Source organism: Bradyrhizobium sp. CCBAU 53415, from assembly GCF_028128735.1.
Taxonomy (GTDB): Bacteria; Pseudomonadota; Alphaproteobacteria; order Rhizobiales; family Xanthobacteraceae; genus Bradyrhizobium.
Map to the genome: position 1 here is coordinate 784796 of NZ_LBJF01000027.1, position 23189 is coordinate 807984.

At 63.9% G+C, this 23189-nt stretch carries 21 protein-coding genes; 9 read left to right on the forward strand and 12 right to left on the reverse strand.

The genetic code is table 11. From position 1 onward, the window contains the following. Nucleotides 1-56: 56 nt before the first annotated feature. Complete coding sequence (locus XH87_RS31740) at nt 57-269, forward strand: hypothetical protein (RefSeq protein ID WP_035699540.1); 213 nt, start codon at nt 57-59, stop codon at nt 267-269. 3 nt (nt 270-272) lie between these two features. Here XH87_RS31740 and XH87_RS31745 read toward each other — a convergent pair whose 3' ends face one another. The 6 genes from XH87_RS31745 to XH87_RS31770 all read right to left on the reverse strand — a co-directional run bounded on the left by XH87_RS31745 (nt 273) and on the right by XH87_RS31770 (nt 7633). Further along, nucleotides 273-848 carry a GNAT family N-acetyltransferase gene (locus XH87_RS31745; protein ID WP_271590268.1) on the reverse strand — a complete coding sequence of 192 codons (576 nt, stop codon included), beginning with the start codon at nt 846-848 and terminating at the stop codon, nt 273-275. 6 nt (nt 849-854) lie between these two features. Beyond that, entirely contained in the window at nt 855-3212 is a 2358-nt protein-coding gene (locus XH87_RS31750; RefSeq protein WP_271590269.1) for an Orn/Lys/Arg decarboxylase N-terminal domain-containing protein, read from the reverse strand. A 99-nt stretch (nt 3213-3311) separates the two neighbouring features. Continuing rightward, complete coding sequence (locus XH87_RS31755) at nt 3312-5504, reverse strand: xanthine dehydrogenase family protein molybdopterin-binding subunit (protein WP_271590270.1); 2193 nt, start codon at nt 5502-5504, stop codon at nt 3312-3314. Between the two features lie 7 nt (nt 5505-5511). Further along, on the reverse strand, nt 5512-6528 hold the full coding sequence (locus XH87_RS31760; protein WP_158670877.1) for an FAD binding domain-containing protein: 1017 nt from the start codon (nt 6526-6528) through the stop codon (nt 5512-5514). Next, entirely contained in the window at nt 6525-7016 is a 492-nt protein-coding gene (locus tag XH87_RS31765; RefSeq protein WP_271590920.1) for a (2Fe-2S)-binding protein, read from the reverse strand. The genes XH87_RS31760 and XH87_RS31765 overlap by 4 nt, the downstream gene beginning before the upstream one ends. Before the next feature lie 137 nt (nt 7017-7153). After that, the gene (locus XH87_RS31770) at nt 7154-7633 is read right to left on the reverse strand and encodes an Lrp/AsnC family transcriptional regulator (protein WP_035699565.1); all 480 of its coding nucleotides are present in this window, start codon (nt 7631-7633) and stop codon (nt 7154-7156) included. 144 nt (nt 7634-7777) lie between these two features. Between XH87_RS31770 and ald the strand changes: the two genes are divergently transcribed. Further along, nucleotides 7778-8893: an alanine dehydrogenase gene (gene ald / locus XH87_RS31775; protein ID WP_035699530.1), complete on the forward strand. Its 1116-nt coding sequence runs from the start codon at nt 7778-7780 to the stop codon at nt 8891-8893. 141 nt (nt 8894-9034) lie between these two features. Here the strand turns inward: ald and XH87_RS31780 are convergent, their stop codons facing one another. The 3 genes from XH87_RS31780 to XH87_RS31790 are packed head-to-tail and all read right to left on the reverse strand — an operon-like array spanning nt 9035 to nt 13073. Then, complete coding sequence (locus XH87_RS31780; RefSeq protein WP_271590271.1) at nt 9035-10945, reverse strand: flavin-containing monooxygenase; 1911 nt, start codon at nt 10943-10945, stop codon at nt 9035-9037. Further along, entirely contained in the window at nt 10942-11583 is a 642-nt protein-coding gene (locus XH87_RS31785; protein WP_271590272.1) for a TetR/AcrR family transcriptional regulator, read from the reverse strand. Before XH87_RS31785 ends, XH87_RS31780 begins: the two co-directional genes overlap by 4 nt. Next, complete coding sequence (locus XH87_RS31790; RefSeq protein ID WP_271590273.1) at nt 11580-13073, reverse strand: AMP-binding protein; 1494 nt, start codon at nt 13071-13073, stop codon at nt 11580-11582. The genes XH87_RS31785 and XH87_RS31790 overlap by 4 nt, the downstream gene beginning before the upstream one ends. A gap of 173 nt (nt 13074-13246) precedes the next feature. Here XH87_RS31790 and XH87_RS31795 point away from each other — a divergent pair, with 173 nt between their 5' ends. From XH87_RS31795 to XH87_RS31825, 7 genes are all read left to right on the forward strand, one after another. Then, nucleotides 13247-14506, forward strand: coding sequence for an ABC transporter substrate-binding protein (locus XH87_RS31795; protein ID WP_271590274.1), 1260 nt, complete (start codon nt 13247-13249; stop codon nt 14504-14506). A gap of 86 nt (nt 14507-14592) precedes the next feature. After that, on the forward strand, nt 14593-15495 hold the full coding sequence (locus XH87_RS31800) for a branched-chain amino acid ABC transporter permease (protein ID WP_035699521.1): 903 nt from the start codon (nt 14593-14595) through the stop codon (nt 15493-15495). Further along, entirely contained in the window at nt 15492-16511 is a 1020-nt protein-coding gene (locus XH87_RS31805) for a branched-chain amino acid ABC transporter permease (RefSeq protein WP_158668026.1), read from the forward strand. Before XH87_RS31800 ends, XH87_RS31805 begins: the two co-directional genes overlap by 4 nt. A gap of 132 nt (nt 16512-16643) precedes the next feature. Continuing rightward, complete coding sequence (locus XH87_RS31810; protein ID WP_271590275.1) at nt 16644-17399, forward strand: ABC transporter ATP-binding protein; 756 nt, start codon at nt 16644-16646, stop codon at nt 17397-17399. Beyond that, complete coding sequence (locus XH87_RS31815) at nt 17396-18109, forward strand: ABC transporter ATP-binding protein (protein WP_271590276.1); 714 nt, start codon at nt 17396-17398, stop codon at nt 18107-18109. The genes XH87_RS31810 and XH87_RS31815 overlap by 4 nt, the downstream gene beginning before the upstream one ends. Nucleotides 18110-18275: 166 nt before the next feature. Then, complete coding sequence (locus XH87_RS31820) at nt 18276-18494, forward strand: hypothetical protein (protein WP_035699514.1); 219 nt, start codon at nt 18276-18278, stop codon at nt 18492-18494. A 111-nt stretch (nt 18495-18605) separates the two neighbouring features. After that, nucleotides 18606-19664, forward strand: a complete 1059-nt coding sequence (locus XH87_RS31825) for a YeiH family protein (RefSeq protein WP_271590277.1) — start codon at nt 18606-18608, stop codon at nt 19662-19664. 210 nt (nt 19665-19874) lie between these two features. Here the strand turns inward: XH87_RS31825 and XH87_RS31830 are convergent, their stop codons facing one another. From XH87_RS31830 to XH87_RS31840, 3 genes are read right to left on the reverse strand one after another with little or no spacing between them, the layout of a single operon-like run. Further along, on the reverse strand, nt 19875-20735 hold the full coding sequence (locus XH87_RS31830; RefSeq protein WP_442868337.1) for an ABC transporter ATP-binding protein: 861 nt from the start codon (nt 20733-20735) through the stop codon (nt 19875-19877). Between the two features lie 5 nt (nt 20736-20740). Next, on the reverse strand, nt 20741-21649 hold the full coding sequence (locus tag XH87_RS31835) for an ABC transporter permease (RefSeq protein ID WP_035699499.1): 909 nt from the start codon (nt 21647-21649) through the stop codon (nt 20741-20743). Next, nucleotides 21646-23067 carry an ABC transporter substrate-binding protein gene (locus tag XH87_RS31840; RefSeq protein ID WP_271590279.1) on the reverse strand — a complete coding sequence of 474 codons (1422 nt, stop codon included), beginning with the start codon at nt 23065-23067 and terminating at the stop codon, nt 21646-21648. Before XH87_RS31840 ends, XH87_RS31835 begins: the two co-directional genes overlap by 4 nt. Nucleotides 23068-23189: the final 122 nt, after the last annotated feature.

A 23189-nucleotide genomic window follows, 5' to 3' on the forward strand; every position in this document is an offset into this window, starting at 1 on the left:
TTCCCCCGGCTGACCTAAATGGGACTAGAGTGCCGCCGGGGCAGTTGGGAGGTCCCATGTCTACCTATGTTGTCAAGTTCATGAAGGACGTGCTCGGCGAATGCGGTCGGCAGAGCGAGGTTTGCCAGGGTACGCTCGAGATCGACGCCGCCGACGAGGATGAGGCCAGGGAGCGGGCGAAAGCAAGATTCTGCAAGGACCAGGCATTGCATCACTGGTCGCTGCATGCCGACCGCATCCATGTCAGACCGGCTGACTTTCCGTCCTAAGGCCTACCGCCCAGGCGTCGTGGTGGGTGGAGGTGTTGTTGTGCCTGGGCCGAGTGATCGCTGCACCATCACGGTGTCGGACCAGCGGCCGTGGCGATAGGCGACGCCGCAGAGCAGACCGGCGCGCGCGAAGCCGAACCTCTCGTGCAGCGCCAGCGAGGCTGCATTGTCGGCGTCGATATAACCGATCATCTGACGGAAGCCGGCTGCCGCACAGGCATCGATCAATTCCTGGAGCAATAGACGTCCGACTCCGCGGCCGAGATGCGCGTGGTGGACGTAGATCGAGTGCTTGGCCGTGTAGCGATAGGCCGGACGCTTGCGGAACAGCACGGCATACGCATAGCCGACGATCTCGCCGCGATAGGTCGCGACCAGATGGGGCAGGCGGGTCTGCTTGAGGTTCTTGCGCCGGTCGCGCAGATCGTCCGGCTCCGGCGCACCGGTGCCCTCGACATCGCGCGGCACGCCATTGCGGACGTGATGGCGGTAAATCGCCAGCATCGCCTCGACATCGCTTTCGCGTGACGGCCTGACCAGGACGGGTTCGTCACTTCCGCGCGCAGCTGTTTCGTTCATCGGCACCTACTCGGCAACGACGTAAGTATAAAGCCCGATGCGGCCGTTGGCGTCGATCTCCTTGTAGACGCCCTGGATCTCGACGTCGAAGCCCGGGAAGGTGTTGAAGCAAGTCTCGAACATCTTGAGATAGTCGATCATGGGCTTGGCCCGTTCCGTCAGCCGCTCGCCGGGCACGATGGTGGCGATGCCGGGCGGATAGACCACGAAGGGCGTGGTGGCGATGCGGCCGGCGATCGCCTCGATCGGCAGGTAGTCGACGTCGTTGCGGAACAAATAGCGCGCGGCATCGCGGGGCGACATCGCGATCTCGGGCATGTGCTCGGCCATGAACTGCCGGGCCTGGAGCGCGCTGACGTCGGCGCTGCGGAAGAAGCGGTGCATGTCGCCGCAGAGATCGCGCAAGCGTACGCCTGCGTAGCGCGCCTGCCGCCGCTGTTGGAATTCCGGGATCGCGTCGGCCAGCAGCGCATTGTCGTCATGCAGCCTCTTGAACGCGACGAGGCCGGAGATCAGCGTGCCGGCCTTGCTCGCCTCGACGCCGGGTGTGAGCAGGAAGAGCAGGGAGTTGAGGTCGTTCTTCTCGGGGACGATGCGGTTTTCGCGCAAATACTGCGCGACGACCGGGGCGGGGATGCCGTGCTCGGCATAAGCGCCGGTGGCGCGGTCGAAGCCGGGCGTGAGCAAGGTCAGCTTGTTCGGATCCGTCATGGCAAAGCCCTCGGCGAGGCCGGGGAAGCCATGCCAGTTGCTGTCGGGGGAGAGCTGCCACACCGCGGGATTGGTGGCCAGCTCGTCGGTGGAAAGCGTTTCCCAGGCGACGTCGTGCGCGGCGCCGGGGCGGCTGACGTCGGGAATGGCGATGCGGTCGGGAACGAAGGGTTCGAAGAACCAGCGCCGGTCCGGGTTCTGCTCCTTTTCCTCGAACTCCCGGCGCATCGCGCGGATTTTCTTGCGCAGCTCGATGCCGAGGCGGATCGTGTCGTCCCACAGCACTTCGCCGGAGCGGCCCTTCATCATCTGTGCGCCGACGTCGAGGGAGGCGAACAGCGGATAGAAGGGGGACGTTGATGCGTGCTGCATGAAACTTTCGTTGAAGCGGCGGTGCTCGACGCGCCGCTTCTGGCCGCGGATGTGACGATCCTTGATGTGGATCTGGGAGGCTTGCGAGAAGCTCGCCAGTTGTTTGTGTGTCGACTGGGTCGCGATGATGCCGGGGGCCTCTGGAGGAAGATTGGCCAGGCCCATGGCAAAGCGGCCGGCATAGAGTGGGTGGAATTTCATGAAGCCGGCCCAGGCCTCGTCGAACAGGATGTAGTCGCAGAGATGGCCGATGCGTTTCAGGATCATCTCGGCGCTGTGGATCGAGCCGTCATAGGTGCACTGCTCGACGACGGCGACGCGGAACGGCCGCTCCTTGCGCCAGGCGTCGCGATCCCTGAGCAGCGGATGGTTGCGGATCGCCTCGCGCAGGACCTTCTCATCGAGCATGTCCCAGCGCATCGGGCCGATCAGGCCCCACGCATTGCGGACGGTCGGGACGTAGATGGGGACGCCGCCATTGATCATCAGAGCGCCGTGATGGGCGGCCTTGTGGTTGTTGCGGTCGAACAGCACGAGATCACCGTCGGTGACGAGGGCGCCGAGCGCGACCTTGTTCGAGGTGGAGGTGCCGTTGAGCACGAAATAGGTCTTTTCCGCACCGAAGATCTGCGCCGCCTCCTTCTGCGCCTTCAGCGCCGGGCCCTCATGGGTGAGAAGGTCGCCGAGATCGAGGACGGAATTGTCGAGGTCGTCGCGGAACACGGACTCGCCGAGATGCTCGACGAACACGCGCCCGATCGGGCTGCGATTGTAGAACACGCCGCCATTGTGGCCCGGACAGGTCCAGAGCTGGTTGCCTTCCTCGGCATAATCGACCAGTGCGCCGAAGAACGGCGTCTTCAGCGTCTCGGCATATTGCTTGAGACGGCTGATCAGGTTCTTGGCAATGAAGGTCGGCGTCTCCTCGGACAGGAAGACGTAGCCGTCGATGAAATCGAGCACTTCGACCGGCAAATCCTCAAACCGCTTGCGACGGATCAGGAGTATGATCGGGAAGTCGAGACCCCGGCGGCGCATCAGATTGATCAGCGCCGAGGTCTTGCCTTCGAGGCCCTTCTTGCCCCAATCCACCACCATGCAGCCGATGGCGGCGTCGGTCTGCACCGCCATCTCGGCGTCCTCGAGCTTGCGGGCGCGGACCACCTCGAAGCCGGAGCGCTGGATCTCCTCGATGATCTGGTTGAAGCGGACGCCTTCGAGATCGTCGGCGTCGAACACAGGTGCGGCGAACAGGAAGTTGAAGCGCTTGAAATAGTCCATGTCGGGTCCCGAATGTGCCGGAGACACACCTCTCGGCACATTCGATGACAGTTGGATGACAGGCCCGAGTGCCGCAGGACGGTTCGAGTACCCGCGGCCTCAGTCCAGCAGCTTGTCCAGCGTGATCGGGAAGCGCCGGATGCGCTTGCCGGTGGCATGATAGACGGCGTTCGCAATCGCCGCAGGCACGCCGACGATGCCGATTTCGCCGAGACCCTTGATGCCCAGCCTGTTGATCCGGTCGTCGGGCTCATCGACGAAAATGACGTCGATGTCGTGAATGTCGGCGTTCACGGGAATATGGTACTCGGCGATGTTCGCGTTCATGATGCGGCCGAAGCGGTGATCCATCGCCGTCTCCTCGTGCAGCGCCATCCCGATCCCCCAGACCACACCGCCTAGGATCTGGCTGCGACCGGTCTTGGTGTTCAGGATGCGCCCGGCCGCGACCGCACTCACGACCCGCGTGACGCGGATGACGCCCAGCTGCTCGTCGACCTTCACCTCGGCGAAAACCGCCGAATGCGTGTTGCGGGCATGCGACTTGTCCTCCGCGAACTGGTTGAGCTTCTCCTTTTCGATCCGCTCGATGTTGCTGTGGCGCATGACATCCGCAATCGAGACGGCAGCTCCGTTCCTGCCGATCATGCCGTCAACCAGGGCGACGTTGGCGGCGTCGAGGTGAGCGAGCGGCGAGTCCGGCATTGCCTTGGCGAGACGTGCGAGCTCCTGGCGAATGTCTTCAGCCGCTCCCAACACGGCATGCGCGCTGGACGCAGCCATCCAGGAGCCGCCCTCGACGGGGGCTTGCGGCAAGGCCGAGTCGGCGAGCCGGACGCTGATGTTCTCGATCGGCAGCCCGAGGGCATCGGCCGCTACCTGCGCCACGATGGTGTACGTCCCGGTGCCGATATCGGACGCGGCGCAGGAGACCTCGGCATGGCCGTTCGACGTCAACACGATGCGGACGGCGACCGGCATCTGCAGCGCCTCCCACACCCCTGTCGCCATGCCCCAGCCGACCAACTCCTTGCCGTCGCGCATGGAGCGCGGCGCGGGGGTGCGTCGGGCCCAGCCGAAGGCTTCCGCGCCGCGGGCGTAGCATTCGCGCAATTGCTTGCTGGTGTAGGGGAGGTCTTCGCTCTGGTCCCGATCCGAGTAGCACTTCAGCCGCAGCTCGATCGGATCGAGCTTCAGCGCGACGGCCAGTTCGTCCATGGCGCATTCGAGCGCGCAGACTCCCGATGCCGCGCCCGGCGCGCGCATGTCGCAGGGCGTCGAGACGTCAAGATCGACCAGCTTGTGGGAAAAGTGACTGTTAGGGCTCTTGTAGAGCTGTTCGGCCCAGCCGGTGTCATTGCGCGAGAAATCCTCGTAGCGTGAGGTCACAGCAACAGCTTCGTGGGTGACGGCGTTAAGCGTGCCGTCGGGCCTTGCCCCGAGCGCGACGCGCTCGATGGTCATCGGCCGATGGCCAAGCCCATACATCTGCCGCCGTGTCAGCACGACGCGGACGGAGCGCTTGAGCGCGAGCGCGGCCAGCGTCGCCAGCACCACCTGATACTGCGGCCGCAGACCGGAACCGAACGCGCCGCCGACAAAGGGCGAGATCACGCGGACGTCGTCCGGCTTCTTGTCGAATACAGCGCAGAGGAACTTGTGCACGTTCTGGACGCCTTGCGTCTTGTCGTAGACCGTGAGCTTGCCGTCGCCTTCCCAGACCGCCGTCGTCGCATAGAGCTCCATCGGATTGTGATGCTCGGTCGGAATGAGGTAGTCCGCTTCGTGCCGCAGGGCTGCGGCCGCGAGCGCTCCTTTGGCGTCGCCGCGGGGCCTGTGCGGCTTGTCCATCTCGCTGGCACTGCCGCGCTCGGCCTCGAGATCGGTTGCAAACCCGTCCTGCTCGTAGTCGATCAGCACCAGCGTTGCGGCGAACTTCGCGGTCTCCCATTCTTCGGCGACGACGAGAGCAATTGGCTGCCCGTTAAATCTGATCAAGTCGTCATATAGCGGCCGGAACGGCGAACCCTCTGGGGCCACCTCGTCCTTCCAGGCTTCGTCCTTGTCGGCGAGCGAAGGACGATTGGCGTGCGTGAGCACGTCGAGCACTCCGGCCACCTTCAACGCCTCGCTGGTGTCGAGCCGCACGATACGCCCGCGCGGTATGGTGGCCTCCACCACGAAACCATGGACCAGGCCGTCGGCGGTGAACTCGCCGGCATACTTCGCGGTTCCGGTGACCTTGGCCCGGCCGTCGACGCGCGACGTTGGTGTTCCGACATAGGCGTTCATCGGATCCTCATGCGATCTTTTTGTGAGCTTGCGATTGCGGCGTGGCGCTTGTGGCCTGCATCAGCGTACGCACGATGGCTCGGCGCGCCAGCTCGATCTTGAAACCATTATGAGAACGAGCAGTTGCTCCCTGCAGCAGCAGGTCGGCGGCGCGCCCGAAATGATCCGGTGTCGCCGCCTGGCCGCGCAATGCCGCTTCGGCCTCGAGGCTTCGCCAGGGCTTGTGAGCCACGCCGCCGAGCGCAAGGCGCGCTTCGCTGACTGCGTTCCCCTCCAGCTCGAGCGCGGCCGCGACCGAGACCAGGGCGAAGGCGTAGGACAGCCGGTCGCGGATCTTCAGATAGCTGTAGTTCCGGGCAAAACCTTGCGGCGGCAACTCGACTGCGGTGATGATCTCGCCGCTGCCGAGATTCGTATCGATGTGAGGCTTGTCGCCAGGAAGCCGATGGAAATCCGTCAGCGCGATGGTGCGATCGCCGGTGCGGCCTGCAATGTGCACGAGCGCTCCGAGCGCGGCCAGCGCCACGCCCATGTCGGATGGACTGGTCGCAATGCAGGATTCGCTGGTGCCGAGGATTGCATGGTTCCGGTTGAGGCCATCGAGTGCCGAGCAGCCCATACCGGGACTTCGCTTGTTGCAAGGCGTCGTCGTGTCATAGAAATAGGGGCAGCGCGTTCGTTGCATCAGATTGCCGCCGACCGAGGCCATGTTGCGCAGTTGCGCGGATGCACCTGCCAGGATGGCGCTGGCGAGCAGGGGATAGCGCTGCTCGATCAGCGGATGGTAGGCGAGATCCGAATTCGGCACCAAGGCGCCGATGCGCAGGCCGCCGTCGGCAGTCTCCTCGATGTCGCGGAGCGGCAGGCGGGAGATGTCGATCAGCCGGGAGGGCCTTTCGACATTCTCCTTCATCAGGTCGATCAGGTTGGTGCCGCCGGCAATCGGCTTCGCGCCAGGATCGGCGGCGAGCAGGCGAATGGCGTCGGCGACGTCGCTTGCGCGGGAATACTGGAAGTTGTTCATGACGGGCTCATTGCCTGTTCGATCGCAGCGACGATGTTGGGGTAGGCGCCGCAGCGGCAGAGATTTCCGCTCATCAGCTCCCGGATCTCGTCGGCATCCCGCGCACGGCCTTCGGCCAACAGGCCCGCGGCAGAGCAAATCTGTCCCGGCGTACAATAGCCGCACTGAAAGGCGTCATGGTCGATGAAGGCCTGTTGCAGGGGATGCAGCGTGCCGTCCTTGGCCAAGCCTTCGATCGTCGTGATCTCAGCGCCATCCTTCATGACGGCGAGGGTCAGGCAGGAATTGACCCGTCTTCCGTCGATCAGCACGGTACAGGCGCCGCATTGGCCGTGATCGCAGCCTTTCTTGGTGCCAGTCAACTCCAGGCGGTCACGCAGGGCATCCAGAAGCGTGGTCCACGGCACGACCTCGAGTGTGCGCCTGACGCCGTTGACGACGAGGTTGATCGAAATGCGTTCGGGGATCTGATCCTTGAGATCGGCCATGTTCTGTTCCCTGCGGAAGGCCGAGCTGGCAAAGTCTGGATGCTGACGCGAGGATGCGTTGCCGCCGCTGGCCAATAGCGCCTAACGGATGACGGGTTGCTTGGTTCCCGACCGGTTCCCCGTTTGGACGGACGAGGTCAGCGCTTCGTCTCCCCGAACACCACGGTCGGCACCGCGCGGTTGACGATCTCGCGCAGCGCGAAGCTCGATTGCACCCGCGCGACGCGGGGCAGGCGAGACAGTTCGGTGCGGTGGATGCGCTCGAAATCCTGGATGTCGCGGGCGAGCACGATCAGGATGTAGTCGTCGGTCCCGGACATCAGGAAGCAGCGCACGACAGAGGGACATTTCACCACCTCCGCCTCGAACGCCTTCAGCGCATCGTCACTCTGGCTCTCCAGCGCAATGCGAACCAGCACGGTGGTGGTGAGGCCGAACTGGGCGAGGTCGAGCGCGGCCTGGTAGGCCTGAATGTAGCCGTCGTCCTCCAGCGCCTTCTGCCGCCGTGCCAGCGCCGTGCTCGACAGGCCGACCTTGTTGGCAAGCTCGGTGTGGCTGGCTCGCGCATTGGTCGTGAGTTCCGCGAGGATGGCGAGGTCTTTCCGGTCGAGGGCCAAGGTTTCGTTTCCAGCGTCAAAGGGCACTTTTGCGCCGGAAACCGGCGCGCGCATGCCGAACCTAGCGGATATTTGCATGAAACCAAACGGGCACCGTCGCTACGATGAACGAGCGGAATCAGTGCGTTGGCAAGGGAGTTCGGGATGCGCATCGGTGTGCCCAGGGAGATCAAGGTGCAGGAATATCGCGTCGGGCTCACCCCGGGCGCCGTCCGCGAGTATGTCGTCGCCGGGCACCAGGTGACGGTCGAGACCGGCGCCGGCAGTGGCATCGGCGCGTCCGACGAAATGTATCGGCGGGCAGGGGCGTCCATTGCAGAGACCGCCCGCGAGATCTTTGCCAGGTCCGAGATGATCGTGAAGGTAAAGGAGCCGCAGAAGAGCGAATGGGCCCAGCTCCGCGAGGGCCAGATCTTGTTCACTTACCTTCATCTTGCGCCGGATCCGGACCAGGCCAAGGGCCTGATCGACTCCGGCTGCAGCGCGATCGCCTATGAAACCGTCACGGATGCGAGCGGTCGCCTCCCGCTGCTCGCCCCGATGAGCGAAGTCGCCGGCCGCCTCGCCATCGAGGCCGCCGGCGCCGCGCTCAAGCGCTCGGCCGGCGGCCGCGGCTTGCTGTTGGGCGGCGTGCCCGGCGTGCAGCCGGCACGCGTCGTCGTGCTCGGCGGAGGCGTCGTCGGAACGCAGGCTGCGCGCATGGCAGCCGGCCTCGGTGCCGAGGTCACCGTGATCGACCGCTCGATTCCGCGCTTGCGCGAACTGGATGATCTCTTTGCCGGACGCGTGCGCACCCGTTTCTCGACCATCGAGTCGGTCGAGGACGAGGTGTTCGCCGCCGACGTCGTGATCGGCGCAGTGCTGGTGCCGGGCGCCAGTGCGCCGAAGCTCGTCACGCGCGCCATGCTGAAATCGATGCGGCCGGGGGCCGTGCTGGTCGACGTCGCGATCGACCAGGGCGGCTGCTTCGAGACCTCGCACCCGACCACGCACGCGGAGCCGACCTACGAGGTCGACGGCGTCGTGCATTATTGCGTCGCCAACATGCCGGGCGCGGTGCCGGTGACCTCGAGCCAGGCCCTGAACAACGCGACGCTGCCGTTCGGCCTGATGCTCGCGAATAGGGGATTCGCCGCGGTGCTGGAAAATCCGCATCTGCGCAACGGGCTGAACGTCCATCGCGGGCGCATCACCAACAGGGCGGTGGCGGAGAGCTTGGGACTGGAGTTCGCTCCGGTGGAGAGCGGGCTGGCGGCGTAGAGGCCGCAACCTCCGTCATTGCGATAGCGAAGCAATCCAGAATCCCCCGCGGAAAGAGTCTGGATTGCTTCGCTACGCTCGCAATGACGATGTGGGACGAGCGCAACTCAAGCGTCGGCCAGATTCAGCGCTGAGACGGCCTTATAACTTCGTCAGCCTGTAGTGCCGCAGATCCGGATCGTGCGTCATGCGCCAGTAGTCCACGAACCGCCACGGCATTGCCGAGAAAACGCGGCCGCTCGAATTGCGGTAGTAGGTGCTCATGCCCGGATGGGTCCAGATCATCGTCTCGTGCTCGGCATCGACCCTGCGGACGTACTCGTCGAGCACGTCCCGGCGGACATCGACCGCTGCGATGTCTCGTTCGATCATGTCGACCAGACACGCCGAGATGTAGCGGCTCTGGCATTCCGACTGGAATATGACGCTGCCGCCATGGGCCGGCCCTGAATTGGGACCGAGCATGCAGAAGAAGTTTGGAAAGCCCGGCACGGTGAGGCCGAGGAACGCGGTCGGATTGTCGTTGGCCCATGCTTCACGCAAATCCTTGCCGTCGCGCCCGCGTATGTTGAGACGCGCGGCCATCTCCGTGACCTTGAAGCCGGTGGCGACGACGATGATGTCGGCCGGGCGCTGCCGGCCGTCGGCGGTGACGACGCCGCTTTCGTCAAAATGATCGATCGTCCCGGTGACGAGCTCGACGTTGTCCCGTCTCAAGGTCTTGAACCAGTTGTTGTCGAGCAGGATGCGCTTGCCATAGGGCGGATAGGTCGGCACGCATTTCTCGATCAGGTCCGGCCGGCCCTGCAATTCCGACAGGATGAAGTCGGTCAGCTCCTGGCGGTGGCGGTCGTTGCCCTTGTTGACGGCGCGCTCGGGATGCGGCCAGGCCGGGTCCTTGCGGAGGAAGGGCAGGAGGCCATCGCCGTAGCGCCAGAACATGTTGAAGCGATACCACTGCACATAGAATGGCAGATGCGCCAGCAGCCAGCGCGCGCCCTCGCTGATCGGATCGGCATAGCCTTTCACCGGCCGCGCCCATTGCGCACTGCGCTGGTAGACCGTGACCGAGGCAGCGCGGCCGGCGATCGCGGGCACCAGCTGCATCGATGTCGCGCCGGTGCCGATCACGGCAACATGCTTGCCCTCGACGTTGATGTCATCGGACCACAATGCCGAATGCAGGATCGTTCCCTTGAAGCCGTCCTCGCCCTTGAAGTGCGCGCGGGAGGGATCGTTGAGCTGGCCGATGGCCGAGACCAGTGCGGTGGATTCGAAAGTCTCTTCGCCATTCTTCGTTTTCAGCGTGGAGATCCAGCGTCGCCTGCCTTCGTCCCAGCGCGACGATGTCAGCTCGGTGCCGACCCGTAGATGTCTGCGGATTCCGTATTCGTCCGCGACCTTCAGGAGATAGCCGAGCAGCTCCTCGCGCTGGCAGAAATAGCGCGTCCAGGCATTGCGCGAGCCGAACGAATACGAATAGGAGTGGTTTGGCGTATCGACGCCGCAACCTGGATAGCGGTTGATCCACCAGGTGCCGCCGAGTTCTTCGTTCTTCTCGACGATGGTGTAGGGGATGCCGAGATGGCCGAGCGCCACGCCGAGCGCGATGGCGCAGACGCCGGCGCCGACGATCAGCACATGCTGGTCTGCAAGCTTCCTGTCGGGAGGGGGCGTCGTCCAGCGTGCCTCGCGCGCCACGAAGCCCATCTCCTCTCGCATCAGGGGCGCATATTCCGGCGCGACGTTCTCGCCGAGGCAGACGCGCATCATCCTCAGCAGCAATTCCTCGCCGGGGTCGTCGATGACAGGTTTTGGTATGCCATCGGCGAAGAGTTCGACGACCGCGGCACGGATCTCGTCCTGAATCTCCTGGGGCACGCCGGCCTCGGGATCGGGGATGAGGCGGATGTCGCGCTTGGGCAGGTACGGCGATTCGAGCCACTTCTCGTCGCCCGTCATGTGCACCAGCACCATCAGCAGGCAACGGATGTCACCCTCGGCTATGGTCGAGGCGAGGTCGAGCGCCTTGTGCGGCGATTCGATGTTCATGGCGTGTCCTGATCTCCGGATGAGGCGAAGAGACCGCGCGTCATCAGCTTGCGGTAGGCGGAAATGACGTGATCGGGGACGACCGTGACGCCGCCTTGCGAATAGGAATAGCGGCGGCTGAGATAGCCGCGCGCGCCCATCAGCATGTGGACGATCGCCTCGAATTCCTCGTCGCTGTAGTTCTCGATCGCGCCCGCGAGCCGAGCCCGGCGAAGGATACGGACATAAGCGACCGAGATGTTATCGAGATGCTTCTGGTAGCCGTGAGGTGCAAAGAACTCCGCCTCGTTGAGGATGCGCAAGAATTCCGGGACCTCGCGGATGAAGTCGAAGAAGGCGGAGAAACGCTCGATCTCCTGCCGCGCCGCGTGCGCATTGCCGGTGCGGGCGCGGATGAACGCGACCATGTCGAGGCCGATCTTGGGCAGGAGCTGGTCGAGCAGCTCCTGGCGGTTCTCGAAATGATTGTAGAAGGTGCCTTGCGCGACGCCGGCCTGTTCGGTGATGCGGGCGACCGAGGCTTCGGCATAGCCATGTTTGCCGACGACTTTGGTCGCGGCGTCAAAAATCTTCTGCTTGGTCCAGGCGTTGCGCTCGAGGCGATTGAGCTTTGTCACCTTGGCGTTCACTTGCGTCATTGAGACGTCTCCAGCTCGGTGCGCAGCACGCGCTTCAGAATCTTGCCACTGGGATTGCGCGGCAGGCTGTCGCGGACGACGAGCTGTTTCGGCACCTTGAAGCTCGCCAGCCGCGCGCGGCAGTGTTCGGTGAGGGCAGGCAGGTCGAGGCTGGCGCCGTCAGCCAGCACGACGATGGCGACGGGACGCTCGCCCCAGCGTGCATCGCGCAGGCCGATCACGGCGACTTCGCGCACCTCGGGCAAATCGTAGATGACGCGTTCGACCTCGGAGGAGGCAATGTTCTCACCACCCGAGATGATCATGTCCTTCTTGCGGTCGGTCAGGTACAGAAAGCCTTCGTCGTCGAGATAACCGACGTCGCCGCTGCGGAACCAGTCGCCGAAGAAGGCGGAAGCCGTCTTCTCCGGATCCTTCCAATAGCCGCGCGTGATCTTGGGGCCCCGCAGGCAGATCTCGCCGTTGACGTCCGGCGGCAGTACCTTGCCGTCCTCGTCGCGAATCTCGATCTCGACATGGGCGATGGCGCGCCCCGTGGAGCCGATCTTCTCGATCTCGCGGCCGGTTTCCATGAAGGTGTCGCCGCCGACGGTTTCGGTGAGGCCATAGGCGTCGATGTAGCGCGCGTTGCGGAAGTATTCCGAGAAGGAGCGGATGCGTACCTCCGGCGTCTTCTCGCCGCCGCCGATCGCCCATGTCAGGCTGGAGACGTCATAGCGATCTCGGGTGGGGCAGGTGAGCATCGCGGTGGTCATGACCGGCGCGAACCAGGCGGCGTTGAGCCTGTCCTCGGCGATTGCCGCAAGCGCCGTCTCCGGCTCGAAATTGCGTTGGATGCGGATGAAGCCGCCATGCCAGAGCACGGCGATGCCCGGCAGGTCGAGTGCGCCGACGTGATAGAGCGGGCCGACGACGAGAAGTCGCGTCTCGGCATTGAGGCCGAGCGCAATCGTCTGGTCGGCGGACTTCCAGTAGAAATTATCGTAAGAGAGCATCACGCCCTTGGGGCGATCGGTCGTGCCCGAGGTGTACATCAGCCGCATCAGGTCCGATGGCTGGCGCGGATGCATTGGCGCAGGCGCAGCGTTGCTTGCGAGACGCGTGACGCTGTCCTGCGCGGCTTCATCGAGCACGACGACCTTCGCGCCCGCGGCATTCGCCGCCAGCTCCTCGTCGACGATCAGCAGGCGCGCGCCGGCATTGCCGACGATGTAGCCGACCTCATCGCGCGAGAGGCGGAAGTTGATCGGCAGGAAGACTGCGCCGAGATGACTGGTGGCAAACACCAGCTCCAGGAACGCCGCGCTGTTCTTCATCAATACGGCCACGACATCGCCGGGGCCGATGCCCTGCGCAGCAAGCCACCCGGCGACCTTGCGGACGCGTGCATCAAGGGCCGCGTAGGAAATCTCCTCGCCGCGATATTTCAGCGCGGGGCGCTCCGGCGTGCGTCGGGCATGAAAGGCGATGAAGCTCGACAGATTGATCATTTTCGCTGGTTTCGGGCCAGTTGCCGGCCTCGTTTTCTCCCGTGATGAATTCTGACTCGTAATTCATCTTTGGCTTGACGTCACCCCCCTACCTCTGAAATCCTCGGAAACACGGAGACGAGACGATCTCCGACAGGGATCAGGAAACGCCGACCCGAAAGAGGGAGGGGAAAATGACGAGAACCCGCATGCCGGGCATCAGCCGCCGTTCGACACTGGCGCTGATGGGCGCCGGTGCGATGAGTGTTGCCGCGCCCTGGGTGGCGCGTGCGCAAGCCAAGACCATCAAGATCGGAATGCCGACGATTTTGTCGGGCCGCGTCGCGCAGCTCGGCACGTCCTCGCGCAATGCGGTGATGCTCGAGATCGAGAAGGTCAACGCCGCCGGCGGGCTCGCCGGTCGGCAGATCGAGATGGTGATCCGCGACTCCAAGGGCCAGCCGCAGGAAGCTGCCCGTGTCGCGCGTGAGCTCGTCAACACCGACGGCTGCGAGCTCATGATCGATGCCGAAGCCTCCTCGGGCGCCTTCGCGGTGCACGAGGTCGCGCGCGATCTCGGCGTGTTCTGCATCCACACCAATTCGGAGACCTCGGCGCTGACCGCGGATCCCAAGCAGCACATCCCCAACGCGTTCCGCACCGCGCGGCAGGGCGTGCACGATTCCATTGTCGGCGGCAGCTATGCCGCAGCGATCGCCAAGGCAAAGGGCCTGAAGAAATGGGCAACCTGCTCGCCCGACTACGCCTATGGCCGCGACACCACCGGTGAGTTCACGCTGTACCTGAAGCGCTTCGCCCCCGATGTCGAGATCATCAGCGAGTCCTGGCCGAAGCTGTTCCAGCCCGACTACACCGAGGTGGTGACGAAGATCCTGCAAGCCAAACCCCAGGCGCTCTATTCCTGCCTGTGGGGCGGCGATCTCACCTCCTATATCGACCAGGCCAACATCTACGCGATGTTCGGCCAGATGGAAGTGTTCGCGGTCAATATGGCCGACTACACCGCGCTCACCGTGGTGAAGAACCTGCCCAAGGGCATCCACTCCGGCAACCGTTACATCAAGACCTTCCCGACCACGCCGGAGAATGCTGCCTGGGGCGATGCCTACAAGGCAAAGTTCAATGAATATCCGACCAACTGGTCGTGGGAGAATGCCACCGCAATCATGCTGATGGCGGAAGCTGCGAAGAAGGCGAACTCGGCGGACGGCAAGAAGATCGCGGAGGTGCTGAAGGGCCTCACCATCAAGTGCCCGTTCGGCGCCGACGGCACCGTGACCATGCGCGGCGACGATCACACCTTGGTCGGCTATGCCATCGGCTGGGGCACGACGATCCCGCAGGAGCCGTATGTCCCCGAGGTCAAGGCCGGCGACTGGAAGACCATCTTCGAGCTGGAGGCCGAGTGGAAGAAGAGCAAAGGCTACACCTGATCACGCGCGGCGGGGACGGGTGACCGTCTCCGCCGTCGTCTCGTTTTCCGCGCCGTGTCGGGCGCGCCCGCAATGGAAGTGATCCCGTGGACATCGACGCGCTTGCCGGCTGTCTCTCCAGTTCCGCCTGCCTGGTGACGCAAACCACCAGCGGCCTCATCATCGGCATGCTGCTATTCCTGGTCGCGGTCGGGCTGACCCTGATCTTCGGCGTGCTCAAGGTGGTCAATTTCAGCCACGGCGCCTTCTACATGTTCGGCGCCTACTTTGCGATGACGGCCTACCAGCTCACCGGCAGTTTTACGCTCGCGATGTTGGCGGGGGCGACCGGCACCGCCATTCTCGGATTGGTCTTCGAGCGCGTCTTCATGAGCCGTGTCTATGGTGCGGACGTGCTGATGCAGCTGCTCGTCTGCTATGCCTTCGTCCTGATCTTCGACGATGTCGTGCGGATCATCTGGGGACCGGAGTTCAAGTCGATGGGCATGCCGTCCGCGTTCCAGGTGATGCCGCTGTTCATCGCCGGTGGCGTGGTGCCGCCTTATTACCTGCTGCTGATCGGCGTCGCGCTTCTCGCGGCCATCGTGCTCGGCATCGGATTGTCGCGCAGCCGTATTGGCAAGGTGATCCGCGCGGCCGCGCACAATCCCGGCATGGTCTCCGCGCTCGGCATCAATACCGGCCTGATCTATGGCGGCGTGTTCGCGCTCGGCGGTATGCTGGCGGGGCTTGCAGGGGCGTTGGCCGCGCCGGTGCGTTCGCTGACGCCGGGGATGGGTTTTTCCGTGCTGATCGAATCCTTCATCGTCACGGTGATCGGCGGCATGGGCTCGATCCTGGGCGCGCTGATCGGCGCGCTGCTGCTCGGCCTCATCCGCTCGTTCGGCTCGCTCGGCTTCCCCCTGTTCACGGAAGGCCTGATGTATCTGTTCATGGTGATCGTGCTGGTCTCAAAGCCCACCGGCCTGTTCGGCAAGGAGGCGGCATGACCGAGCTGGAGGCGGGCCGCGCGCAAACGCTGGTACCGGTACGGAGCGCTGCCGCGTTGCAACGCTACCGCGACGTCCTGATCGCGCTGATCGCCTTCGCGGTGCTGGCGAGCCTGCCGCTGTTCACGGGCAGCAAGGCGCTGCTCGATTTCGTCATCCGCTGCTCGGCCTACGGCCTGTTCGCGACCTCGCTCAACCTCTTGGTCGGCTACACCGGTCTGATCTCGTTCGGGCACGGCATGTTCTTTGGCCTTGGCGCCTACAGCTTCGGCCTGATCATGCAGAAGCTCGGCGTGCCGATTCCGGTGGCTTTCGTCACGACATTGGCCATCACGACGGTCGTTGCGGCAATCATCGGCGCGATCTGCGTGCGGCTGAAGGAAATCTATTTCGCCTTCGTCACGCTCGCCTTCCAGATGCTGATCCACTCGACCATCCTGTCATGGGCCTCGTTCACTGGCGGCGATCAGGGCCTGCGCGGCGGCATTCCGCGGCCCGTCTTTCTCGGCATCGATCTGTCCAATCACGTCCATCTCTATGTCACGAGCTGCGCGCTGCTGATCCTCGGCCTGCTCGCGATGCGCCAGATTGCACAATCGCCGTTCGGCTACACCTTGCGCATGATCCGCGACAACGCCGCGCGCGCCAGCTTCCTCGGCATCGACGTCTGGCGCGCCAAGCTCACCGTATTCGTGCTGGCGGCGCTGTTCGCGTCAATGGGCGGCATGGTGATGGCGCTGTTCGTTTCCGGCGCCTATCCGGAATTCGCCTACTGGACCATCTCGGGCGAAGCCATCTTCATCAACATGCTCGGCGGCGTCTCGACGTTTCTCGGCCCGATGGTCGGCACCGTATTACTGCTGCTGCTGAACGACACCGTTACACGTTTCACCGAGTATCACGGTATCGTGCTCGGAATCGTCATCCTGTTCTTCGCGCTGGGCCTGCGTAAGGGCCTGCTCGATTTCGCAGCCGACTGGTTCGCGCACCGGCGCGAGACGGGTGAGGGGCGCTAGCCATGCTCGGTGGATCCATTGCGCAGTCATTCCGGGGCGCACGAAATGCGAACCCGGAAGCTCGAGATTCCGGGTCTGGTCCTAACGGACCATCCCGGAATGACGGTGCCAGACAACGGCGCGAGGCGCACCATGCTTGAGATCCGCAACCTCGCGAAGTCCTTCGGCGGTGTGAAAGCGACCAACGACGTTTCGCTCGATTTTGCCGAAGGCTCGCTCACCGCGGTGATCGGCCCGAACGGCGCCGGCAAGAGCACCTTCTTCAACCTGATCACCGGCGCCTTGAGGCCGGACTCCGGTCAGATCCTGCTGGACGGCGTCGATCTCGCCGGTCGCTCGCCGCCGGAAATCGTCCGTCACGGCGTCGGCCGCGCCTTCCAGGTCGCAAGCATATTCAAATCGTTGACGGTGCAGGAGACCATGCTCGCCGCCGTCAGCGCCGACCAGGGCACCTCCGCGGTGCTGCACAAACGCTTTCCATTGCCCGAGACGCGCCACCGCGCCGAGCATGTGTTGGAGCTGCTGGGCCTCGCCGGCAAGCGTCACCGTACGGCCGCGACGCTGTCGCATGGCGACCAGAAGCTGCTCGATATCGCGCTGGCTCTGGTGCTCGAGCCCAAGGTTTTGCTGCTCGACGAACCCACCGCCGGCATGGGCCCGGAGGAGCGCTGGCGCATGATCGACAAGGTGCGCGAGCTCTGGGACACCCAGAAGATCACTGTCGTCTTCATCGAGCACGACATGGACATCGTCTTCAAGATCGCCCCAAAAATTGTCGTGCTCTGCTATGGCCGTATTCTCGCGACCGGCACGCCGGATGAGATCCGCAACAACAGCGCCGTGATCGATGCCTATCTCGGCACCGAGCATGCGGGAGCCGCCGCATGAGCGGGGCGGTCATCGAAGTCGCCGATCTCGATGTCTACTACGGCACCAGCCAGATCCTGTTCGGCGTCGGCCTGTCGGTGCGGCAGGGCGAGACCATGGCGCTGCTCGGTCGCAATGGCGCCGGCAAGTCAACGACGATGAGGGCGATCATGGGACTGGCGCCGCCGCGGCGCGGCAGGGTCAGCCTGCGCGGCGCGGTGATCTCGGGCCTGAAGCCGCATACAATCGCGCGCGCTGGCCTCGGTTTCGTGCCGGAGGACCGCCAGATCTTTCCGGAGCACACGGTCGAGGACAATCTCGTCATCGGGAAGAAGAAGGGACCGGACGGCCAGGACGAATGGCCGATCAAGCGAATCTACCAGGTCTTTCCGCTCCTGGAGCCGCTGCGCCATCGCATCGCCGGGCGCCTCTCCGGCGGCGAGCAGCAGATGCTGGCGATCGCGCGCACGCTGATGGGCAACCCCGCGCTGCTGCTGCTGGACGAGCCGAGCGAGGGGCTCGCGCCGATCATCGTGCAGCGGATCGGCGAGCTGTTGCGGCAGCTCCGCCAGCTCGGATCGACCGTGCTGATCGCCGAGCAGAACATGCATTTCTGCCTGGGGCTCGCGAGCCACGCCACCGTCATCGACAAGGGCCAGATCGTCTATGCCGCCGGGATCGACGAACTCAAGGCCAACGAGGCAATCCGGCGCCGCTATCTGGCCCTGTAAGTCGGGCGCCGGTGTCCAAATAGGCCGGAAGAAGAAAACTATTGTCCTGAGCTTGTCGGACGGAAGGAGTTTTCCTTCGAGAGGGCAAAAACGCCAATCGCTTCCATTGCCGTTTGAGGCCGAAACGACGACATTCCCATCAGAATTTGATGGATTGGCCAGAGCCATGGAACGTACCGGATTCGAACCCTTCGGCGAGCAATTGGTTTCTGCGACGGACACCCAGCCGCAGTCGCGTGCGTCGAAGCTTTTGCTGCGCGCCGGCACCGGACTGTTCTGGTCGCTGGTTGCGGGTATCGTGCTTGCCCGCGCCGCCTTCTTCGAGCCCGGCGTTTATGACGCCTTCAGCCGTGTCGCTTCGCTCGCCAAGAGCCTGATCTTCTGAGGCTGGCCGTTCCGGGCTGAGGATAGAACTCCCCTCGGACCTGATATGTCGAAAACTTATTTCCCTATCGGGTTGCGCTGCGTATAAATCTTTCTCCCTAGGGAGAGATTTGTGTCGCAGAATCAAGCATCCAGCCCGGCCGACGCCAAGCCTGCCACAGCCGCGAGCCGCATTGCGGCGCTGATTCCCGGCATTCTTCTTTGCGTTCTGATCGCCGGCGTCTCCGGCCTGCTGGAGCGCGCCGAACTGGTTATGTTCGAGCATCCCTATGTCGAAGCGCTCGTCATGGCGATCCTGCTCGGCATGGCGCTCCGGAGCTTCTGGAAGCCGGCGGCCCGGTGGCAGGCCGGGATCGCCTTTAGCGCAAAACAACTCCTTGAGGTCGCAGTCATGCTGCTGGGAGCCTCGATCAGCTTCGCCGCGATCGCCGCCTCGGGCGTCGCGCTCCTCGCCTCGATCGCGGCCATCGTCGTGATCGCGCTATGGGTCTCGTTCGGCCTCAGCCGTCTGTTGGGTCTGTCGACACGCCTGTCGATCCTGATCGCCTGCGGCAACTCGATTTGCGGCAATTCAGCGATCGCCGCTGTGGCGCCGATCATCGGCGCCAACAACGAGGAGATCGCATCCTCGATCTCCTTCACCGCCATCCTTGGCGTGATGATGGTGCTTGGGCTGCCGCTCCTGATCCCGCTGCTGCAATTGTCGGCCACGCAATACGGCATCCTCGCGGGCCTCACCGTCTATGCGGTGCCGCAGGTGCTGGCCGCTACAGTGCCGGCCGGACTCGTCTCGACCCAGATCGGCACGCTGGTGAAATTGATGCGCGTCCTGATGCTCGGGCCCGTCGTGGTCGGCCTGTCGCTGGTCGCTTCGCGCTGGCAGGCCGATACCAAGAAGACCAATGTCGGCTTCTTCCGCCTGGTTCCGTGGTTCATTCTCGGTTTTCTTGCGCTGGCGACCCTGCGCTCCCTCGAGATTGTGCCGGCGACAGTGGTCGGCCCCGTGACGAAGATTACCGGGTTTCTCACCGTGGTGTCGATGGCGGCACTCGGCCTAGGTGTCGACGTCCGCGTGCTCGCCAATGTCGGAGGCAGGGTGACGGCAGCCGTCACGCTGTCGCTGCTGCTGCTGCTCGGCATCAGCCTCGCGCTGGTGCACTGGTTCAAGTGAACGTGCCGCAAGGACGGTGCACCCTCTCCCCTTGCGGGCTTCACAAGGGGAGAGGGTGGCTCGCCGCGTTAGCGGCGAGACGGGTGAGGGGTCTCTATCCGCGCGTGAATCTGTTGCAGTGAGCTTGCGGAGACATACCCCTCATCCGGCGCTTCGCGCCACCTTCTCCCGCAAGGGGAGGGAACAAGAGCGAGCAAGCGTCGCGAGATCCTAGATCACATCCGCGAGCGAATGCCCATGCAGCTCGATGTTGAGCCCCTGCATGCCCATGTCGTTGATCTCGCCGCCCATCGCCTTCAGGCTTTCCTCGCGGATCAGCGACATCAGCCCGCGGCGTAGCGCCAGAAACTCCGACGACATCATCATGGATTGCTGCCGCGGCCGCTCCAGCGGAATCGGAATCTCTGCCTTGATCGAGCCGGGCCGCGCGGTCATGCAGTAGACGCGGTCGGACAGGAAGATCGCCTCGTCGATATCGTGGGTGACGAACAGCACCGAGATCTTCAGCCGCTGCCACATGTTGGTGAGGATCTGCTGCATGATGACGCGCGTCTGCGCGTCGAGCGCGCCGAAGGGCTCATCCAGCAGCAGGACCTTCGGTCCCGTAGCGAGCGCGCGGACGATGCCGACGCGCTGCTTCATGCCGCCGGACAGCTTTTCCGGATAGTGTTTCTCGAACGCCTCCAGCCCCGCGAGCCCAAGCAGCGTGCGCGCGGCGCGTTCGCGCTGCGAGCGTGGCATGCCGCGCATCTTCAGGCCGAACTCGACGTTCTCCCGCACCGTCTTCCAGGGGAACAGCGAATATTGCTGGAACACCATGCCGCGTTCGGCGCTGGGACCGTTGACGCGCTCGCCATCGACGGTGACGATGCCGGTGGTCGGCTTGAGAAAGCCGGCGACTGCGTTGAGCAGCGTCGACTTTCCGCAGCCGGAGGGACCGACGATCGAGACGAACTCGCCGGGCTTCACATGGATCTGCGTGTCGGTCACGGCCTGCACCGCTCCCTCGATCGTCTCATAGGCGAGGGAGAAGTGCTTGACCTCGATATGTCCCTTCGGACTCGCAACCATCTCGCTCACGTCGACCTCCACGGCATCACCAATTGTCCTGCGCCCCGGATCAGCAGGCTCGAGCCGAGCCCGAGCACGCCGATCGCGATCATGCCGAGCGCGATGTCGGCATACTGGACCAGCGAATAAGCTTCCCAGGTGAAATAGCCGATGCCGTATTGGCCCGAGATCATCTCGGCGGCGATCAGCGACACCCAGGCGACGCCCATGCCGACGGTGAGGCCGGTGAAGATGTGTGGCAGCGAGGCAGGAAAATACACCTCGCGGAAGATCGACCGCTCGCGGGCGCCGAGACATTGCGCGGCGCGGACCAGCACGGGGTCGACCAGCGACATGCCGTGGAGCGTGTTGACCAGGATCGGGAAGAACGAACCGAGGAAGGTGATGAAGACGATGCTCTGCTCGTTGGTTGGCCACAGCATGATCGCCATCGGTACCCAGGCGATCGCCGGGATCGGCCGTAGCACTTCGGCCACGGGGAAGATGATCTCGTGCACCAGCTTGAAGCGACCCATGATGAGGCCGAGCGGCACGCCGACGATGGCCGCCAGCGAGAAGCCGATGAAGATACGCCGGCAGCTCAAGGCGATGTGCAACAGGAATTTCGGGTCGTGGATCGCCTTGGTGAAGCTCGCATAGACCGCGAGCGGCGAGGGCACGTTGGTGAAGCGGACGAAGAACACGACGCGATAGGTCGTGAGCAGGTGCCACACCAGCAGGAAGGCCAGCAGCGAGATGATGCCGATCGCGGTTGCGCGAAGCCGGCCCTGGTTGAGCCGGTACCAGCGCAGCGCCAGCGTACCGAAGGAGGGTCGTGTTGCGGGTGGTGTGACGGCGGGCGCGGGGCCCGCCTCCGCAATGGCTGTTGCCGGCATGCTGTCCTCGGCGTGTCTGAGGAGGGCGGGGCTGCTCACGTCTTGCCTCCGCCGACCGCCGCTTTCACGGCGTCGTCGAAGCCGAGCACCTTGCCGTTGACCTTGGCGGCGTAGGCTTCGGCGTCCTTCTTGAGCAGGAACGGGGCGACCTCGCCGCTGCCGACTGCGAAAAAGGCCTGGTCGGCGAACAGCTTGATGCCGCGCGTGGTGTCGAAGACGTAGGCGACGTTGATCTTCTTGCCCTTGGCCTTGAAGTCGGCATAGGCGCCGAGTGTGCAACTGGCTGACGAGAAGGCCATGATACCGCCATCATCCACCCAGACCTCGCCGGCCTTGCGCGGATCGGCGATCGGCTTCTTGCAGAAGGAATCTTCGCCGGAAATCTCGTAGTTCTTCGTGCTTGCAAGCTGCGCGTCATAGTCGAGCTTCATCTCGGCAAAGGCTTTGCGGACGTAGCTGTCGTCGACCCATTTTTTGGGATCGAATTCTTTCATGCGACCGAGATTCTGCAGCACCTTGACGTCGGTCGCGGCGGCATCGATCAGCGCCGGCTTGATGGTGGGATCGGTGGTCATGTTGCCGCCGGGGCCGAGGAAGATGTAGACGACTTCCTTGTTGATGCCTGTCCATTCCTGGATCTTCTCGGCCGCGAGCTTGGGATCGTCGCGCAGCCACTGATTGGCGGCGATCAGCGCCTTGAAGTAGGCGACGACGACCTCGGGATACTTCTCCGCAAAGTCGGTTCTCACGACGACGCCGTGCCACGTTGGCAGATTGGTCTCGACGCCGTCGAAGATCTTTCGCGCGAAGCCGCGGAAGGGCAGCAGCTCGGCGAACGGAACGAAGTCGGCGTGCGCGTCGATCTTCTTCTCCTGAAGATTGGTCGAGCCGACCTCGGGGCTCTGGCTGACGAGCTGGAAGAAGTCGGACGCGTAGCCGCGATCCTGCATCGCCTTCAGCACCATGCCGTGCGCCGCGGAGCCGAACGGCACGCTGACGAGCTTGCCTTTCAGATCGGCGAGTTCGTAATAGGGCGAATCCTTGTGAACGACGATGCCGTTGCCGGAACCTTCGAGGCTGTAAGCAGCCACGCCGACGAGGCGGCTCTTGCTCTCCGGATTGCTCTCGAACGTGAAGCCGTTCACGATCAGCGGATAGTCGCCCATCATGCCGATCTGCAGCTTGTTCGCCATCATCGCGTTGGTGACGGGTGGGCCGGACGTGAAATTCTGCCACTCCAGCTCGAACTTGATGTTGGCGTATTTGCCGTCTTTTGGCAGATATTTTTCAAGAAGATGCAACTGGCGGATGACGACGCCGGCGGTCACCGTGTTGGTCGTGGTGTCCTGCGTTCCGATGCCGAGCGTGACGGTTTCCGCCGAGGCCGGCTGCGTGACGAGTAGCGCCAGCGATGTCACGGACATCGCGATCGAGAGCGTGGGAAGATGGCGGACCATTCTCATCCTCATTCGGTTGGATGTGCTGTGGTTGCCATGATTGGGTGAGGGCGTGGGCAGGGCAAATCCGGAGTGGCTGTCGCAGTCGATTAGTTGCCGGGAAAAGCTGATTGCATACTCCT